Below are 17,506 nucleotides of genomic sequence, written 5' to 3' on the forward strand. Positions count from 1 at the left end.
TCTGTCCAAAACCACGCTGTCCTTGAGTGCCGGTTTAGGCTGGCGTCATGCCCTGGGCGACACCACCCCCGAACGTGAACTGGCCTTTGCCGCACTGCCCGGCAACAACTTCCGCATCAGCGGCGCGCCTATCGCCAAAAATGCTGCTGTCGCCGAATTGGGCGCTGAACTGAAAGCCGGCAAAAGCACCTCCTTTGGCTTGAACTACCAGGGTCAGTTTGGTCGTAATCAGGACCATGCTGGCTCCCTGTTCATGAAGGTCCGTTTCTAAGCACTACGACCACGCGCGGGGCTGGCAGTACCCCAGTCCCGCTCTCCAGCAGACAGACATGAAAAATCCCTGCGATGCTCCGGGCATGGCAGGGATTCAGGCTACAAAGCCGAACCGGCAATACGCCGGTTCTGGCAATTAGCGGTCAGATTCGTTAAAGCTACATACGGTGTAAACCGACAAGCCGGAATCTGTCACGGCCTTGGATCCACCCAGTTCAGGCAGATCAATAATCGCGGCGGCTTCCACCACGTTGGCACCCAGGCGCTGCAGCAAACGAGCCGCCGCCAGCAAAGTACCGCCAGTAGCGATCAGGTCGTCAATCAGCAGGACACGCTGGCCGGGGCGCACGGAGTCCGTGTGCATCTCGACGCTGGCATTGCCATATTCCAGGGAGTACTCTTCGGCCACGGTATTGAAAGGCAGCTTGCCTTTCTTGCGCACAGGCACAAAACCCAGGTTCAGCTCGTAAGCCAGAACCGAGCCCACGATAAAGCCACGCGCATCCACACCCGCCACCAGATCCAGCTTTTGTCCCATGTAACGGTAGACAAAAAGGTCAATCAGAACGCGGAAGGAGCGTGGGTCCTGCAAAACGGTGGTGATATCGCGGAAAGTCACCCCTGGCTTGGGCCAGTCCGGCACATTGCGAATGATTTGACGGATGTACTGGGTGGGATCAATTTGCATGTCAAAGCTTCTACAACAGAAAATCCGGGCGCGAAGGGCGCACTTGGATACGTTGCAAGTGTACACAATTGGGCAGCAGCAACAAGGGCTCGCCCGGCTTGTGCCCGTAAGTTGTACTAATACGACGCGGCTGGGTAAAAAACGCTACAGACTTGACCCGAAGTATCCTTTTAGTTTGGTCCTAAAGTATCCATTGCTGCGCCGGATTTGCACTGCAAACGCCCCGCCTCAAACTGATAAACGCTATCGACCAAAGGCAGCAAACGGGTATCGTGTGTCGCCATAATCACAGTTTTCCCCCGCGCTGCGGCCAGAATATCCTGCATCAAGGCCTGACTGGTCGGGCCATCCAGACTGGCCGTAGGCTCGTCCAGAAACCAGATATGGGCAGACGACAACAGTACACGCGCCAGACACAGGCGACGCTGCTGCCCCAAGGACAATTGCTGCCCGCCCTCGCCCAGCCAGGTATCCAGCCCTTGGGGCAAATCACGTACCACACTGTCCAGCTGGGCATCGTGAAGAGCCTGCCAGATTTGTTGCTCTGAAGCTGTCGGTTCTGCCAGCAAAAGGTTATCTCGCACCGAGCCCAGAAACAGCGGCGAGTCCTGTGCCAACAAGGCGCAATGATCAAACCAGCTGGCGCGGCTCCAATGCTGGGCTGCTTTACCCTCAACCAGATACTGCTTTCCCGAAACAGGTAACAAGCGCATCAGCACACCCAGCAAGGTGGACTTGCCGGAACCACTGGGGCCAAAAATAGCAATGTGCTCACCAGCTTGGACTTGCAGCGACAACTGCTCCAATACAGGCTGTGAACCGTAGGCAAAATTAAGATCTGTGATTTCGAGGGAGGCTGGCTTGTCCAACGCAATCGCCTGCCCTTGCGCCTGATCGGTTTCCTCGGGCTCGTCCAGAATGGTCAGCAAACGATTGCTGGCTGCCTGAACCTCTCCCAGGCGGGACGCACCGCGCATCATGGGTGCCATGATCTCGAACAAGCCCAGCAAAGCCAACACCAGCCCCACCCACAAGGGGCCGCTCATGGCTTGCAGATTGACCTGTTGCGCTCCAACCAGCAGGCAGGTCATCAAGGCCACGCCCATCAAGACCTGCTGGGAAAACTGCCCGACAATGCCCCAGCCATTACTGCGCAAACGGGCTTTCCCCAGTTCCAGACCCAGCTTGTCCACTTGTTCCTGCACGGCATCCGCAGCGGCAAACACCTGAATATCAGCATAGGCGCGGATGGCCTGATGCACCAGAACACGCTGGCGGTTTTCCAGTTGATGGACTTGCTGGGCTGCACGGCTGGCGCCACGGGCGCAAATATACGGAATCAGACAAGCGGCAATCAGCAAACAAGCCAGAATCAGCCAGGCCCACCAGGACAGCCAGGTTTGCAGCACAGCGCTAAACACCAGACCAGCCACCACAGCCGTAGTCAGCGGCACCAAAATCAGCAAAAGCACCAAATCCAGCACAGCCACGTCAGAGGTCAGACTGGAAGCCAGCTCCCCATCTCGGAACTGGGCCAAGCGAGACTGACTGAATCGGCTCAAGCGTCCGAAAACCAGGCTGCGAATACGTACTTGCAGATCCAGCGTCAGGGCATGGCCGACGACGCGTTCCAGATACCGGGAGGCGATACGCCAAAAAGACAGGCCACGAATCATGGCCGAAGGGCCAAACAGATTGAACACGATGCCCAAAGTAGCCAGGAAAGCACTACTTAGAAACCAACCAGCCACACCCAAAAGGCCGACACCGGCGGCCACCGTGCTGATCGCCAGCAGAACCGTAAACAATACGGCCCCACGTCGTGCGCGCAGGCTGGAACCTAAAAGACGAAACCACGCTTTCATGCCGTCAGAACTCCTTGGGCAATGTGCAGTTGGTTCGAGCACATGGCCGCCAGCTCCTGGTCATGCGTGGCCACGACCAGACAACGCCCCTGACAGAAGCGAAGAATATTGCGCATAACACGATTCCGGGTCGCCGCATCCAGGCGGGAGCTGGGTTCGTCCAGCAAGACCACATGCGGGTCTGTCAAAAACAGGCGGGCCAGTGCCAAACGCTGAATCTGGCCACCGGAAAGCCCAAAACCACCCTCGCCCAGCGCCGTTTGCAAACCATCGGGCAAGGCCCGTACAAATTCGGCTGCACAGGCTTGTTCCAAGGCTTGCCACAGCTGTTCATCACTGGCTTGTGGGGCTGCCAGACGCAAGCCATCGGCAATGGTCCCCATGGCTAAAAAGGCCTGCTGGGAAATCAGTACGACGCCATCATGGCGCGTCAGCAAACGCCCGGCAGTATCGCTGTTGCGCAGCAAAATTTCACCCTGCGCCAAGGGGCGCAAACCAATCAGGCTTTCCAGCAGACTGGTCTTGCCGGAGCCGCTGGCCCCCAGCAAGGCGTATGACTGATCTATATAAAGTTGCAGGCCGGGCACTTCCAGCAAGGTCCCCTGCCCGCCCAACTGCGGCAAATGCAGATGACGCAATACCAGTACCGGTAAGTTGGGAAAAACCGCTTCATTGTCGGCGCTGGTGGGAGCCGCAGGAATCAAATCCTGGCCCAAGTTTGCCCACAGTCTGTCGACTTCCACCGCAGCCGCACGCGCCGCTGCCCGATCATGATAATTAGCGGCCAATTGGCGCAAGGGCTGGTAGGCCTCGGGGGCCAGGAGCAAACAGAACAAGCCTTGTTGCAGGCTAATGCCCGAGAAGGACTCGCCCAGATAGCCCAGGTAACCCAAGCCAATGTAGACGGCTATCCCGGCCACACCCAATGCCGCGAAGAACTCCAGCACAGCCGACGATAAAAATGCGATTCGCAGCACTTTCATGGTACGTGTGCGCAGCTCCTGACTGGCCAATTCCACACGCTGCAACTCGTCCTGCCCACGCCCCATCAGGCTCAGGGTAAAAATGCCGCGCAGCCGGTCGGCGAAAAAGCCGGACAGTCGCAGCGTTGTTTGTTGTTGTTCACGGCTGGCCGCTTCCGCCCCCCAGCCCACCAAGGCCATAAACAGGGGAATTAAAGGTGTGCTCAACAAGAGAATCAAGGAAACAATGCCATCCACCGGCAAGACCGCCAGCACTAGCGCCAAAGGAACCAGGGCTGCCGCTGCCATGCAAGGGATATAGCGAGTCACAAAGCCATCCAGGGCTTCAATTTGCGTGATCAAGCTGGTGGACAGTTCGCCGCTATTGCTGGCCCGCAAACGCGGCATCGTACTGCGGAAGAGTCGGGCAAACAGCTCGGAGCGCAGTCCTTGTTTCAGATGTTCTGAAACCTTTTGCGCACGGCGCTCGCCAAAAGCGGAAATAGCGGCACGCAGCAACAAAAGTGCGGCCACCATCAGGATAGAGAAAAGCTGCCCTGTCCAGGGCAAGCCATCGACCACAATTGCTTGCACAATCTTTGCCAGCAACCAGGCCTGGGGAATCAGTAAAGCGCCGGCCAGCACGGGGGCCAGCATGGAAGCCCGCAAAGCCGTGCGGGCGCGGCTGGAGAATTGCCCCAGCCATTGTTGCGCCGTTGGACTTTGCGGTGTCAATCAGACCTCGATATCTGCTTTAGCCTTGGAGGCGGCTGCGCTCTGCAAAGCGGTGTTTTCACGAAGCTCGAACCACATCGCATTCAGGATGGAGAATGCGCAGGCCAGACCCAAACCTAGAACCCAAGAGAAGTACCACATATGCGCTGGCCTCCTTAGTAAGAATGAGAAGAATCTTTCATGCTGGCAACCGACACCTTGCCACGCATTACGCTATATACCCAGGAGGTATAGAGCACGATGATGGGCAAGAACACCAGTGTCACCAAAAGCATGATCCACAAGGTCAGATGACTGGCTGAGGCATCAAACAGGGTCAGGCTGGAACCGGGGTTCAAGGACGAAGGCAGCAGGAATGGGAAGACGGCAAAACCAAAAGTCAGGATGATGCCAGCCAGTGCCAAGGACGAGAACAGCAGAGCCAACAAGCCGCGACCACGACCAGCCAGCAAGGCACCGAACAGCAAGCCCGCAAAACCGACAATGGGGGCTGCCCACAAGGCAGGCCAGGTACGATAGTTAGCCAACCAGGCACCTTCAACCATATCGACCGTCTTGCCAATCGGGTTGGACATGGCGTGGGCCGCCTCGGGCCAAGGCATGCTATAGCCATTCATGGCACTGATCCACCAGCCGCCGGCAGCAAAAGCCACAATGGACAGCAGGCCCAACGGCAGGGCCCAGGCACGCGCACGACGAGCCACATGATCACTGCCCTTCCAGGCAACCACCACCGCACCTTGGAAAGCCAGCATCAGGACGCTGAGCAAGCCACACAGAACAGCAAAGGGCTGGAATAGACCGAAGAAGTTGCCTTGGTACATGGGGCGCAGCGTTGTCTCGTCAAAGCCGAAAGGTACGCCCAGCATGACGTTCCCAATGGCCACACCAAACACCAGAGCACAAACCAGGCCGGAGGCAGTCCAGATCGCGTCCCAGTTACGACGCCAGCGCGACGAGCTGAGCTTGCTGCGATACTTGATGGCCACCGGGCGAACAATCAAGGCGACCAAAAGCAGCATCATGGCCAGGTAAAAGCCCGAGAAAGCCATGGCATACAGCAAAGGCCAGGCTGCAAAGGCCACACCACCGGCCACGATCAACCAAACCTGGTTACCTTCCCAGACCGGGCCAATCACGTTGTACAACGTACGCCGCTCATCATCAGTGCGAGCAACCAGCGGCAACACCATAGCCACACCCAGGTCGGCCCCGTCCATGATGGCAAATGCCGCCAACAAAACGCCCAGCAGCAACCACCAGATGATGCGCAAGGTGTCGTAATCGAGAAGAATCAAATTTTCCATGATGGTTCCCCCTCCTTAACCGCGCAGCAACGGAGCGTTGCGCGAACCATAAGACAAAGCGGAAGGTGTGGCGGTCTCGCCAGCCTCGTCCGGACCTTTACGCACCGAGTGCAGCATGACCTTGATGCCAATCACCGCCAAAGTGGTATAGAGCAACAGGAAAATGGTCATACTGATCATCAAGTCCACAAAGGACAGACCAGAGGCCGCATAGTAGGTAGGCAAGACACCTTCAATCGCCCAGGGCTGACGTCCGAACTCGGCCACAAACCAGCCACATTCGATCGCAATCCAAGGCAGGGGAATGCTCCAGACCGCTGCTTTAAGCAAGTGCGGGTGACGTTGCAGACGGTCACGCGATGCCAGCACAAAAGCCACGCCAAAGAACAGGATGAAGTACAGCCCCAGCGCCACCATCACACGGAAGCTCCAGAACAGGGGCGCAACCTGTGGCACCGTATCCCAGGCAGCCTGGGCGATGGTCTCGGTATCGGCTTTGGTAATGTCGTCCGTATAACGCTTGAGCAGCAAGGCATAGCCCAGGTCTTTCCAGTTATTGTCAAAGACGCGGCGGGCCTCGATATTGCTGTCATCAGCGCGCACCAGCTGCAGTGCCTCGTAAGCACGCAAGCCATTGGCAATACGAATCTTGGCATGTTCGACCAGTTCATTAATGCCCAGCATGGGGGTACTGACTGAGCGTGTACCGATCAAACCCATCACCCATGGAATTTCCACGGCAAAGCGGTTTTCACGGGCCTCCTGATCAGGCCAGGCCAAGAGATTGAAACTGGCAGGGGCTTCCTCGGTTTCCCACATGGATTCCATGGCTGCGATCTTCATTTGCTGGTGTTCAGTAGTCAGGTAACCACTTTCATCACCCAGCACCACCACGGACAGGGACGCTGCCAAGCCGAAACTGGCCGCTACCGTCATCGAGCGCTTGGCCAGATCAATATGGCGACCACGCAGCAAGTACCAGGCACTGATACCCATCACGAACATGGCACCCAGGACATAGCCGGCACTGACGGTATGAACAACTTTGGCTTGCGCAACGGGATTGAGAATGACCTCGGCAAAATCGGTCATTTCCATACGCATGGTGTGGGGGTTGAAGATGGCACCGACCGGATTCTGCATCCAGCCGTTAGCGACCAGAATCCACAGAGCCGACAGGTTGGTACCGATGGCAACCAGCCAGGTAACAATCAGGTGTCCCAGTTTGGAGAGGCGATCCCAGCCGAAAAAGAACAGGCCGACAAAGGTTGCTTCCAGGAAAAAAGCCATCAAACCTTCAATGGCTAGCGGTGCTCCGAAAATATCGCCTACATAGTGACTGTAATAGGCCCAGTTCATGCCGAACTGAAACTCCATCACAATCCCGGTCGCGACACCCAGGGCAAAGTTAATGCCAAAGAGTACGCCCCAGAACTTGGTCATGCGGCGCCAGATGGCCTTGCCCGTCATGACATAGACGCTTTCCATAATGGCCAGCAAAAAAGACAGGCCCAGCGTCAAGGGAACAAATAAAAAGTGAAACATCGCGGTGGAAGCAAATTGCAACCGCGACAAGGTAACAACATCCAGATCAATCATGACGATCCCCAGTTTGATCAGCTTTGCGAATCTTCCCGGCGAACCCCAGCACTTTCTGAACTTTGCTACCTAAACGCATCAGATTTTGCAGGGTCTCGGGCGGTAAGTGATGAACCTCGTCAAACCAACCACAAGCCAACTCGATCAATTCCAGCATTTCATTAATGCGCTGCTGCCCATATGCCTCTTCGTCATTGACGGGCGCTTCCATTAGGATACTTCGCAATAAGGTCAATGTGGGATCAATCTCGCGCTTACGCTTTTCCTCCACCAAAGTACGGAAAATATCCCATACATCCTTGGGAGATTCAAAGTATTCGCGGCGCTCGCCAATCTTGTGCGTCATGTTGACCAGTCTCCAGGACTGCAACTCGCGCAAGCTCATGCTGACATTGGAGCGGGAGATGCCTAGCGTTTCAGCGATCTCGTCGGCGTGGAGGGCTTCGGGGGCAATGAACAGCAGCGCATAGATCTGGCCCACCGTCCGGTTGACCCCCCAGCGCCCGCCCATCTCCCCAAAATGCAGAATAAAACGCTCTGCCTGTGGTCCTAGATTCATGGCTTCCTGAATTTTCAGTAATTACTGAAATTACAAAACAAGACGTATCTTAACCCTAAACTATTCGGCTTGCCACTGGTCCAAGGCCATCTGTCCTTACAATTTGCCTCCTGCAAATCTACATGCCAAGCAGACACTTCACGTTTACAATTTCGCCATGAATACACCGGCACTTTTAGACCCCGCACATATCCTGTCCTCGGCACAACGCACCTTCGCCATTGAAGTTGACGCGTTACAAGCGCTGGGCGGGCGTCTGGACCAAAGTTTTGTAGAAGCCACCAAGCTGCTCGTGCACTGTCAGGGCCGTGTGGTGGTGACCGGCATAGGCAAGTCCGGCCACGTGGCGCGCAAGATTGCGGCTACCTTGGCCTCGACCGGCACTCCCGCTTTTTTCATGCACGCTGCTGAAGCCCTGCACGGCGACCTGGGCATGATTACCAAGCAGGACGTGGTCATTGCCATTTCCTACTCTGGACAGGCCCAGGAACTGGTCACGGTGCTGACTGTGCTGCGCCGCATGGGTGCCAAACTGATTGCGATCACCGGCAATGCCCAGTCCGAACTGGCCCAAAATGCCGACCTGCATCTGGATGCCCATGTAGAGCATGAGGCCTGCCCACTCAACCTGGCTCCCACGGCCAGTACCACGGCCGCCTTGGTATTAGGTGATGCGCTGGCCGTTGCCTGCCTGGAAGCACGAGGCTTTAGCCGCGAAGACTTCGCCCGCTCCCACCCCGGTGGTGCACTGGGCCGTCAACTACTGACGTTTGTGCGCGACATCATGCGCAGCGGCGAACAACTGCCTATCGTCTCCCCCGAGACCCTGATTCCCGATGCACTGATGGAAATGTCCAGCAAAGGCATGGGCATGACTATTGTCACGGACGCACAAGGCCACCCCGTTGGAATGTTCACCGACGGCGACCTGCGCCGCCTGATCGCTCGTGCCGGCGATATACGCAATCTGCCAGTATCTGAGGGCATGTCGCGCGAACCACGCAGCATTGCCGCCGAAGCCCTGGCCATCGAAGCAGCCGAGCAAATGGATGCCCTGCGTATCAGCCAAATGCTGGTATTGGACACAAACGGGCTACTATTGGGAGCTCTGCACATGCACGACCTGTTGGCTGCAAAGGTAATCTGATCATGATGAATACGCCCACCATCCCGCTCCATCCCGCTGAAGCTCAAATTCTGGCCAAGCTGCCCGAGAACGTGCGCACCCAATTACGTCAGTTGCGCATGATGGTGTTTGACGTGGACGGCGTGCTGACCGACGGACGCCTGTGGTACAGCGCGAACGGCGAGGAGTTCAAGAGCTTTCACGCTCTGGACGGCCACGGTTTACGCATGCTGGGCGAAAGCGGCATTCATGTCGCCCTGATTACCGGACGCGAAAGCGGCATCGTATCGCGTCGCGCTGCCGAACTGGGCATTCCTTTTGTTTACCAGGGCGTACGCGACAAAATTGCCATCCTGACCCACCTGGCTCAGGAAAACGGCCTGTCCCTAAGTGAAGTGGGTTATATGGGCGACGATCTGATCGACCTGCCCGCCATGCAGCGCGTCGGTTTTTCCGCCAGCGTGCCTGGTGCCCCCTTCTATATCAGTCAAATTGCCAGCTGGGTAGCCACACAGCCGGCCGGCCACGGCGCAGTGCGCGAATGCTGTGATGCCATCCTGGCCTCCCAGGGTCGCCTTGCGCCCTTTATTACAGGTGGTCCTTTGAAGACCACGGGAGTCATTCAGTAATCATGCGTGACCGTCTACCCACCGTCATTTCCCTGTTGTTGCTGACCTTGCTGGTGCTGGCAACGCTGTGGGCGGTCGATTACACCCAAAGCTCGGTCGCCATTGACCCGCCACGCCGCATTACCCACGAACCCGACTCCTGGGCGCGCGACTTCACCATGATCAGCTCCGACCAGACCGGGATGGCCATCAGCCGCCTGGATGGCAAGATTGCCTATCACTACCCGGATGACGACTCGCACGACATTACTTCCCCACGCGCTGTCAGCAACAGGGCCGATTCGCCCCTGACCATTGCCACTTCCGATACGGCACACATGAATGCAGGCGGGGACACCATCACCATGAAAGGCAATGCCCATATTCACCGCCAGGCCACACCTGATGACGAGGCGATGGACGTGCGCAGCGAAGTGCTGATCATCCTGCCCGAAGAGGACGTGGTGTACACCAACGAACCGGCCCTGGTCGTCAACGGCCAATCCACCATGCGCGGTACCGGGATGCGTTACGATAATCGCGTTCGCCAATTGAACGTCATGTCGGAATCCGACGTTAAAATCTCCGGCCAACAAACACAAAAAGCGCGTTCTTCCAATAGCTCTAAGGATTCCCCCCCATGACCACGCCTGACAGCGCCCGCCTGGGCCACAAGCCCAAGCTCTCTCTTAGCCTTTTGCGTGGTGCCCTGGCCCTGTGCCTGAGCACTGCCAGCCTGGCTTTGCTGCCTACGGCCCCTGCTCTGGCCCAAGCGGCTGCCTCTGCTGCCGCCGAACCGGACACCTCCGTGCTGTCCGATACCCTGACTTACGACGATATTGCCAAGCAGACCATTTACAAAGGCAACATCATCCTGACCCGTGGCGCCATGACCTTGATGGCTGACCAATTGGCCATCGAGCAGGACGCGGAAGGTTTCCAGCATGGCACCGCAACGGTGACCGAGCGCGCCCGTGTCACTATTCGTCAGGAAGACCCGGCCAAGTTTGAACTGATGGTCGCCGAAGGTGTCCGAGCTATCTATAACGGCAAAACCGAAGAGGTCGAGCTGATTGGCAAGGCAGTCGTCAATCGTTATGTTTGCGGCAAGCTGCAGGACTCTGTCCAGGGCCAGCGCATTATCTACCGCCAAAAAGATGGCACGTACCAAGCCTTTGGTGGTTCGGACTCCGCCACACGTGATGGCCGGGTCCGCTCTGTGGCCCGCCCACGCGCCAATGCCGATGCTGCTCTGGCCGAATGCCAACGCAAGTCCTCCCCCCGCAAATAGCCCGGACCCCCTTGAATCATGGTTGCTTCTAACAACCCGTCTACCCCTACTCGCGCCAGCCACTCGACCAAAGGCAGCTTGATTGCACAAGGACTGCGCAAGACCTACGGCAAACGTACGGTCGTGCAGGATGTTTCTTTGAATGTGGAAAGCGGCGAAGTGGTGGGCCTGCTAGGCCCGAACGGGGCTGGTAAAACCACCAGCTTCTATATGATTGTAGGCATTGTGCCCGCCGATGCAGGCCGTATTGAAATTGATGGCACGCCCATTACCGCCATGCCCATGCACAAGCGGGCACGGCTGGGCCTGTCCTATCTGCCCCAGGATGCGTCCGTCTTTCGCCGCCTGACGGTCGAAGAAAACATCCGCGCCGTATTGGAGCTGCAGCTGGACGATAACGGCCGCAGCATCAGCAAGAACGACATCAACGAGCGCCTGGAAACCTTGATCAGCGAGCTGCAAATTGCGCACATTCGTCAAAATACCGCCCTATCCCTGTCTGGTGGCGAGCGCCGCCGCGTAGAAATTGCCCGCGCACTCGCCAGCAACCCCCGTTTCATTCTGCTTGACGAGCCCTTTGCCGGGGTGGACCCGATCGCCGTGATTGAAATCCAGCGCATCGTACAGTTTCTGAAAGGCCGCAATATTGGTGTACTGATTACCGACCACAACGTGCGCGAAACCCTGGGCATCTGTGACCGCGCCTACATCATCAGCGAAGGCACGGTACTGACCAGCGGGCACCCGTCCGAGATCATCGATAACGAAGCCGTGCGCAAGGTTTACCTGGGCTCGAACTTCCGAATGTAAGCCGACTTGTGGCCCTGTAACGGGGCCTGTCGGAGCAAGGGTTTTCCTGCACACCGCAGATTGATCCAGGTCATGTTATCTGACCAACATATAGGTATACTGGAATATCCAAGATCAGTAGTAAGGAGGCTAAACACGAAGATATCCCCCCCTCTGAAACATGTTGTTTGACTACTACGGAGAGCCTATATGAGCCTTAACATCACTGGCCGTAATCTTGACATAACTCCTGCCATTCGCGACTACGTCAAAAGCAAAATTGGTCGAATTGAAAAGCACTTCGACAACGTGGTTGACTCGCAGGTTATGCTTTCCATTGAACGCCTGAAGCACAATGCCGAAGTGACCGTCCGTGTCCCCGGCAAAGATATACACTGCGCCTCTTCAGACGAAAACTTGTATGCCGCCATCGATCTGCTAGCCGACAAGATCGACCGCCAGATTCTGAAATACAAGGAAAAGGCAAACAGCCATGCGCATGAGCCCGCCAAGCGGCTCGAAGTTCCGGCAGCCTGATCACGCCGAACTGTTACAGCAGGCATAGCCGCCTGCCGACAAACCCCGTTCTTTCAGAAGTTCGGGGTTTTGTGTTTCTTGGCACAGTGTCCGCCTGTTGTTAGCCATCCAAAAAATGTTTAGCTAAAAAACATTCCCCCCTATAATGGCCGTCATGAATCTCTTGTCGCGTATTTTGCCTTTGTCCAACGTGGTTCTGGATCTTGCTGTTACCAGCAAGAAGCGCGCTTTTGAACAAGCCGGACTGATTTTCGAGAACCATCACGGCATTGCCCGGACAGCCGTTTTCCATAGCCTGATCGCTCGCGAGCGTCTGGGCTCCACTGCTCTTGGCCACGACGTAGCCGTCCCGCATGGCCGCATCAAGGACTTGAAGGAGCCTTGTGCCGTTTTCATGCGTTTGGCCGAACCGGTGCGTTTTGATGCCAGCGACGGTCGTACCGCCAGCTTGCTGTTCTTTTTGCTGGTTCCCGAAACGGCTACTCAAATTCACCTGGACTTGTTGGCCGAGATCGCCCGTTTGATGGCCGATCAGGACATCCGCCAGGCGCTGGCCCAGGAAACGGACCCTGTTCAAATCCACCAACTCCTGACCCAGACCCCTGATCTCAACGCGGAACATCCCGATGCTGACAGTTCAAGAACTGGTCAATGATAATCATGACAAGCTCGAGGTAAGCTGGGCAGCCGGAAAACAAGCTGCCCAACGCCCCATCCCCGATCTTGGCGCCTCTGCCGCGGATTTGGTCGGCCACCTGAACCTGATCCACCCTGGCCGCATTCAGGTTTTCGGCCCTGAAGAACTCTCTTTTTACAACCGCTTTGACGTCAAACGTCGCCTGCATCATCTGGATGATCTCAGGCAAGGCGGTGTTCCTGCCCTGTTCATTGCCAACGACGCCGTTGCGCCCGACGATCTGATCCAGTTTTGCGAAACCCAAGGGGTGCCGCTGCTCTACACCCCTATCGATGCGGCCCAGCTTATCGATTTGCTGCGCATCTACCTGGGCAAACGTCTGGCCCCCAAAACCACCATGCATGGCGTGTTCATGGATGTGCTGGGTCTGGGCGTGTTAATTACCGGCGAATCCGGTCTGGGTAAAAGTGAACTGGCGCTGGAGCTGATCTCCCGTGGACACGGGCTGGTTGCAGACGATGCGGTTGAGCTGTCCCGCACGGCTCCCAACATGATTGACGGCCAATGCCCGCCTCTGCTGCAGAACCTGCTGGAAGTACGCGGGCTGGGACTGCTGGACATTCGCACCATTTTCGGCGAAACCTCCGTTCGTCGTAGAATGAAGCTTAAACTAATTGTGCACCTGGTTCGTTCCAACCCCGACAGCTTCGAGCGTCTGCCTACGCAGGATCAGACCCAGGAAGTGCTGGGGGTGGACATCAAACGCGTGATGCTTCAAGTGGCCGCAGGCCGGAACTTGGCCGTGCTGGTGGAAGCCGCCGTGCGCAACACCATTCTGGCCTTTCGCGGCATTGATACCATGGGCGACTTCATCGAGCGCCAGGCATTGGCTATCATGAATAGTCGCGACGACTAGGCGCTCAAGGGCCGGTTGGCACTTAACGGCCCTGACAGCTTTGTCCTGTTTCACCTAAACGCTGCCCGCCGGGCGGCGACTCGGAGCCCTTTGCCACGATGCTGAAAGTTGTATTGATTACCGGCATATCCGGTTCGGGAAAATCAGTTGCCTTGCGCTTGCTGGAAGATACCGGCTACCTGTGCATCGACAACCTGCCACCCCGATTTCTGGCCGAATTTGTCGAGCGCTCTGCCGAACAAGGACTGGAGCGGCTGGCCGTTGCCATTGACGTGCGCGGCGCCGGTGATCTGGACATCCTTCCCGGTGTCATCAGCAAACTGAATGAAGAAGGCTACTCCCTGCGTGTCCTGTTCCTGAACGCCAGCGATCACACGCTGATGCAGCGTTACTCGGAATCACGCCGTCGTCATCCGTTGACAGACCGCTTGCGTCAGGATGGCCGCTCGCCTTCCCTGGAAGAATGTATTGCCGTTGAGCGTGAAATGACGGCCCCCTTGCGCGAGCTGGGTCACATTATCGACACTACCGACTTGACCCCTGGCCAATTGCGTGCCTGGATTAGAGATCTGGTGCAAGCCGACCGCGCCAGCGTGGTGCTGACTTTCGAATCCTTTGCCTACAAGCGTGGCGTGCCCGGCGATGCAGATCTGGTGTTCGACGTTCGCTGCCTGCCCAACCCCCACTACGACCCGGAGCTGCGCCCCATGACAGGCCGCGACGAACCAGTAGCCAAATGGCTGGCCCAGTTCGGTTCCGTCGAGACCATGGTAGATGACATCGCCGGCTTTGTACGTCGCTGGTTACCTTTGTATATGCAGGACACCCGCAACTACCTGACGGTCGCCATTGGTTGCACCGGCGGCCAGCACCGTTCTGTGTACGTTACCGAACAACTGGCGCTGCGCTTTGCCGATTACGCCCCCTTGCTGGTGCGCCATCGCAATCAACCGCCCATTAATCCCGTCCCATGAGCCCAACTGTACGCAAACTAGGCGCCATCCTGAGCATCCTGGCCTTATTGGCCGGATGCGCATCCAGCCCCAAACGCGCCAAGCCCAAAGCCAAATCAGGGGCCACCGTTTCAGCGCCCCGAGGCGGGGGCTACTACAAAGACGATGGCCCCGACGCCCGCATCCCCGCCAATCTTCAAGCCACCCCCGACGCAGTTCCCCGAATAGAACCCATCGCCCGCAGCAATACCCGCCCCTATACCGTGCTCGGCAAAAGCTTTGTTCCCCACACTTCACACAAAGCCTTTACCCAGACCGGCACCGCCTCCTGGTACGGACGCAAGTTTCACGGCAAGAAAACAGCCAATGGCGAAACCTACGATATGTACGCCATGACGGCGGCACATCCCACCTTGCCTATTCCCAGCTATGCTCGCGTGACCCGGCCCAAAACAGGCAAATCCGTCATTGTGCGCATTAACGATCGTGGACCATTTCATAGCTCACGCATCATCGACTTGTCCTACGTTGCCGCCGCCAAGCTGGACTTGATTGCACCCGGCAGCGGCACCGTGATAGTTGAATCCATCACACAGGAAGAAATACGCAGTGGCAGTTTTGGCCGGGGCGACATTGAACTTGCCGAGGCTCCGGCTCCCAAGCCGACTCCCGCCGCTCCGGCTCCCAAATCCAGCCTGGTGATTACCGAAAAACTGGAGCCCACGCCGGACGCCCTGGCCGCCTTGTCTGAGCAAGACATAGAGATAGAGCTGGACGATTCGCCTAGCTGGAGCAGCGACGCCAGCGATCAGCAGTTGATTGTGCAGTCCTCGCCCGCCGCCACCAGCAAGCCGCAGGCCCCGTCCGGCCAGAGCCGGGTCTACCTGCAATTTGGCGCTTTTTCTGCCCGTGAAAATGCGGCTGCCCTGGCACAGCAGTTGAATCGCCAGATTGCGCAGATAGAGTATCGCGATGCCCAAGTACAGATGCACAACGATCTGTACCGGGTACAAATTGGCCCGTATCAGAATCGGACCGAAGCAATTAACGCGGCTTACCGTATCCAGCAGCAAACTGGCTTGAGCCCTTCGGTTGCCGTTCGCTAAACCCAGGCGCCCTAGTCCTTGGGCGAGTTCGCCAGACCCCAGGCATACAGAACATCGCGAGAAATTCCGGTCGCCTGGCTGGCAATCCGGGCTGCATCACGCAGCGAGACCTGCTCCAGCAAGGCTTTCATCCAGCGCGCTGTCGTGGCATCCAGCGCCGGCGCATCCTCGTCCACTTCGCGCACAGCGTCATGCAGAATCAGGACAAATTCACCCTGCTCGCGGTGGCTGTCTTCATCCAGCCAGGCCAAGGCCTGCCCCAAAGGTACGGTATGAATCTGCTCGAAACGCTTGCTCAACTCACGTGCAAAAGTCAGTTCGCGCTTCGGGCCACACACCTCTTCCATATCGCGCAAGGCCGCACGCAAACGGTGAGGAGACTCAAACATCAATACCGGCATACCCAGGCTGGACCAATGCTGCAGCCACTTACGGCGCGCCACAGTTTTGGGCGGCATGAAACCGGCAAAAGCAAAAGCGGGGTTCTCGTCACTGGTTGCACCACTACCCATCAGGGCGGTAATGACTGCCGAGGCACCGGGCAAAGGAATCACCTGAAAGCCCGCCTCCCGCACTGAACGTACGACACGAGCACCGGGGTCACTGACAGCAGGCGCACCCGCATCCGATACCAAGGCCACTCGCTGTCCCTGCTCCAGACGCTCGATAATTGCCTGAGCGGCTTGGGCCTCGTTATGGCGATGCGCCGCCATCAAAGGCGTTTGTATGCCCCAAGCCTGCAGAAAAGGGCGGGTTGCCCGCGTATCCTCTGCCGCAATAATGTCGCACAGTTCCAGCGCCTGCCAGCCGCGCAGGCTAAGGTCTCCCATATTGCCAATGGGCGTGGCCACCACATACAGGCAAGACTGTGGCCAGACCTGACCTTGCACCTTGTCCATCATGCTTTGCCAGACGCCGGCATTCCCTGTTCGGTTTTCGGTATCGCTCATGCTTGATCCTGCTTATTGATCATCGTGTATCCCTATGAATCCCTTTGAATACGCTCGCCAGGCTCAAAACCGGCAACTGCGGCGCAAACAACGTAGTCGTCCTGCAGCCAGAAAGGACAGGCCACGGCGCTCTCCCAGCCAGCAATGCGGCGACCAGGCTGAACAGCGCGCCTGCGATCATGTCACCGCGCAGGGTGCCCGTATTCTGGCCCGTCAACTGGGTACTCGCTTTGGGGAGATTGACCTGGTTCTGTGGCATCAAGATTATCTTGTCTTTCTGGAAGTGCGCCAGCGCAATCACAAGGGCTACGGCGGGGCGCTTGCCAGTGTAAACCGGGACAAGCAACGGCGCTTGATCCTGACAGCCCAACAATGGCTGCCGACGCTATGCCAGCGCCATTTCCAGGGCAGGCTGCCCGCCTGCCGATTTGACGTTATCGCCATTGAAGACGACACCCTGATCTGGATCCAGAACGCCTTCGAGCAGCGCTGAAAAATAAAAAGCAGCAAAGCTACCCTGGGAATTTTCAGACAAGAACGCTGTCCTATACAAAAATCTCAACCGCCGCGCCGTATTTCGGCCCTGTTACAGCATCTGGTTTCAA

General features: G+C 57.3%; 20 protein-coding genes. 12 read left to right on the forward strand and 8 right to left on the reverse strand.

All coding sequences use genetic code 11. The annotated features are described in order from the left end of the window. Window positions 1-271, forward strand: a 271-nt coding sequence (locus WFM49_RS11500) for an autotransporter outer membrane beta-barrel domain-containing protein (protein ID WP_336973314.1), incomplete at its 5' end; no start/stop codon positions are given. A 138-nt stretch (window positions 272-409) separates the two neighbouring features. Here WFM49_RS11500 and WFM49_RS11505 read toward each other — a convergent pair. From WFM49_RS11505 to WFM49_RS11535, 7 genes are all read right to left on the reverse strand, one after another. After that, entirely contained in the window at window positions 410-961 is a 552-nt protein-coding gene (locus WFM49_RS11505) for an adenine phosphoribosyltransferase (RefSeq protein ID WP_009458676.1), read from the reverse strand. Window positions 962-1,131: 170 nt separating this feature from the next. Further along, a complete protein-coding gene (gene cydC / locus WFM49_RS11510) occupies window positions 1,132-2,826 on the reverse strand; it encodes a thiol reductant ABC exporter subunit CydC (protein WP_336973316.1) in 1,695 nt (564 codons plus the stop codon). Continuing rightward, window positions 2,823-4,523, reverse strand: a complete 1,701-nt coding sequence (gene cydD, locus WFM49_RS11515; RefSeq protein ID WP_021447170.1) for a thiol reductant ABC exporter subunit CydD — start codon at window positions 4,521-4,523, stop codon at window positions 2,823-2,825. Before cydD ends, cydC begins: the two co-directional genes overlap by 4 nt. Then, window positions 4,524-4,664, reverse strand: coding sequence for a cytochrome bd-I oxidase subunit CydX (cydX, locus tag WFM49_RS11520; protein ID WP_009458674.1), 141 nt, complete (start codon window positions 4,662-4,664; stop codon window positions 4,524-4,526). A gap of 14 nt (window positions 4,665-4,678) precedes the next feature. Then, a complete protein-coding gene (cydB, locus tag WFM49_RS11525; protein WP_021447171.1) occupies window positions 4,679-5,830 on the reverse strand; it encodes a cytochrome d ubiquinol oxidase subunit II in 1,152 nt (383 codons plus the stop codon). 15 nt (window positions 5,831-5,845) lie between these two features. Further along, complete coding sequence (locus tag WFM49_RS11530) at window positions 5,846-7,429, reverse strand: cytochrome ubiquinol oxidase subunit I (RefSeq protein ID WP_336973320.1); 1,584 nt, start codon at window positions 7,427-7,429, stop codon at window positions 5,846-5,848. Then, the gene (locus WFM49_RS11535) at window positions 7,422-7,988 is read right to left on the reverse strand and encodes a GbsR/MarR family transcriptional regulator (RefSeq protein ID WP_026483763.1); all 567 of its coding nucleotides are present in this window, start codon (window positions 7,986-7,988) and stop codon (window positions 7,422-7,424) included. The genes WFM49_RS11530 and WFM49_RS11535 overlap by 8 nt, the downstream gene beginning before the upstream one ends. A 157-nt stretch (window positions 7,989-8,145) precedes the next feature. On the opposite strand from WFM49_RS11535, the gene WFM49_RS11540 reads away from it, so the two are divergent. The 10 genes from WFM49_RS11540 (at window position 8,146) to WFM49_RS11585 (ending at window position 15,951) form a co-directional block, all read left to right on the forward strand. Continuing rightward, a complete protein-coding gene (locus WFM49_RS11540; RefSeq protein ID WP_254498790.1) occupies window positions 8,146-9,135 on the forward strand; it encodes a KpsF/GutQ family sugar-phosphate isomerase in 990 nt (329 codons plus the stop codon). A 2-nt stretch (window positions 9,136-9,137) separates the two neighbouring features. Next, window positions 9,138-9,743: a KdsC family phosphatase gene (locus WFM49_RS11545; RefSeq protein ID WP_250756174.1), complete on the forward strand. Its 606-nt coding sequence runs from the start codon at window positions 9,138-9,140 to the stop codon at window positions 9,741-9,743. Between the two features lie 2 nt (window positions 9,744-9,745). Beyond that, window positions 9,746-10,366, forward strand: coding sequence for an LPS export ABC transporter periplasmic protein LptC (lptC, locus tag WFM49_RS11550; RefSeq protein ID WP_009458655.1), 621 nt, complete (start codon window positions 9,746-9,748; stop codon window positions 10,364-10,366). After that, window positions 10,363-11,013, forward strand: coding sequence for a lipopolysaccharide transport periplasmic protein LptA (gene lptA / locus WFM49_RS11555; RefSeq protein WP_021447173.1), 651 nt, complete (start codon window positions 10,363-10,365; stop codon window positions 11,011-11,013). Before lptC ends, lptA begins: the two co-directional genes overlap by 4 nt. An 18-nt stretch (window positions 11,014-11,031) precedes the next feature. Then, window positions 11,032-11,823, forward strand: coding sequence for an LPS export ABC transporter ATP-binding protein (gene lptB / locus WFM49_RS11560; RefSeq protein ID WP_009458653.1), 792 nt, complete (start codon window positions 11,032-11,034; stop codon window positions 11,821-11,823). A 189-nt stretch (window positions 11,824-12,012) separates the two neighbouring features. After that, complete coding sequence (gene hpf, locus WFM49_RS11565) at window positions 12,013-12,339, forward strand: ribosome hibernation-promoting factor, HPF/YfiA family (protein ID WP_009458652.1); 327 nt, start codon at window positions 12,013-12,015, stop codon at window positions 12,337-12,339. 154 nt (window positions 12,340-12,493) lie between these two features. Further along, window positions 12,494-12,994, forward strand: a complete 501-nt coding sequence (locus WFM49_RS11570; protein ID WP_051316301.1) for a PTS sugar transporter subunit IIA — start codon at window positions 12,494-12,496, stop codon at window positions 12,992-12,994. Continuing rightward, window positions 12,966-13,892: an HPr(Ser) kinase/phosphatase gene (hprK, locus tag WFM49_RS11575; RefSeq protein ID WP_009458650.1), complete on the forward strand. Its 927-nt coding sequence runs from the start codon at window positions 12,966-12,968 to the stop codon at window positions 13,890-13,892. Before WFM49_RS11570 ends, hprK begins: the two co-directional genes overlap by 29 nt. Window positions 13,893-13,990: 98 nt before the next feature. Further along, the gene (rapZ, locus tag WFM49_RS11580; RefSeq protein WP_009458649.1) at window positions 13,991-14,866 is read left to right on the forward strand and encodes an RNase adapter RapZ; all 876 of its coding nucleotides are present in this window, start codon (window positions 13,991-13,993) and stop codon (window positions 14,864-14,866) included. After that, complete coding sequence (locus WFM49_RS11585) at window positions 14,863-15,951, forward strand: septal ring lytic transglycosylase RlpA family protein (RefSeq protein WP_009458648.1); 1,089 nt, start codon at window positions 14,863-14,865, stop codon at window positions 15,949-15,951. The genes rapZ and WFM49_RS11585 overlap by 4 nt, the downstream gene beginning before the upstream one ends. A gap of 11 nt (window positions 15,952-15,962) precedes the next feature. On the opposite strand, the gene rsmI is transcribed toward WFM49_RS11585, so the two are convergent. After that, a complete protein-coding gene (rsmI, locus tag WFM49_RS11590) occupies window positions 15,963-16,901 on the reverse strand; it encodes a 16S rRNA (cytidine(1402)-2'-O)-methyltransferase (protein ID WP_336973330.1) in 939 nt (312 codons plus the stop codon). A 34-nt stretch (window positions 16,902-16,935) separates the two neighbouring features. On the opposite strand from rsmI, the gene WFM49_RS11595 reads away from it, so the two are divergent. After that, a complete protein-coding gene (locus WFM49_RS11595) occupies window positions 16,936-17,394 on the forward strand; it encodes a YraN family protein (RefSeq protein WP_009458646.1) in 459 nt (152 codons plus the stop codon). Window positions 17,395-17,506: the final 112 nt, after the last annotated feature.

This window comes from Alcaligenes sp. PF14, from assembly GCF_037150615.1.
In the GTDB taxonomy this organism is placed as follows: domain Bacteria; phylum Pseudomonadota; class Gammaproteobacteria; order Burkholderiales; family Burkholderiaceae_B; genus Alcaligenes; species Alcaligenes phenolicus.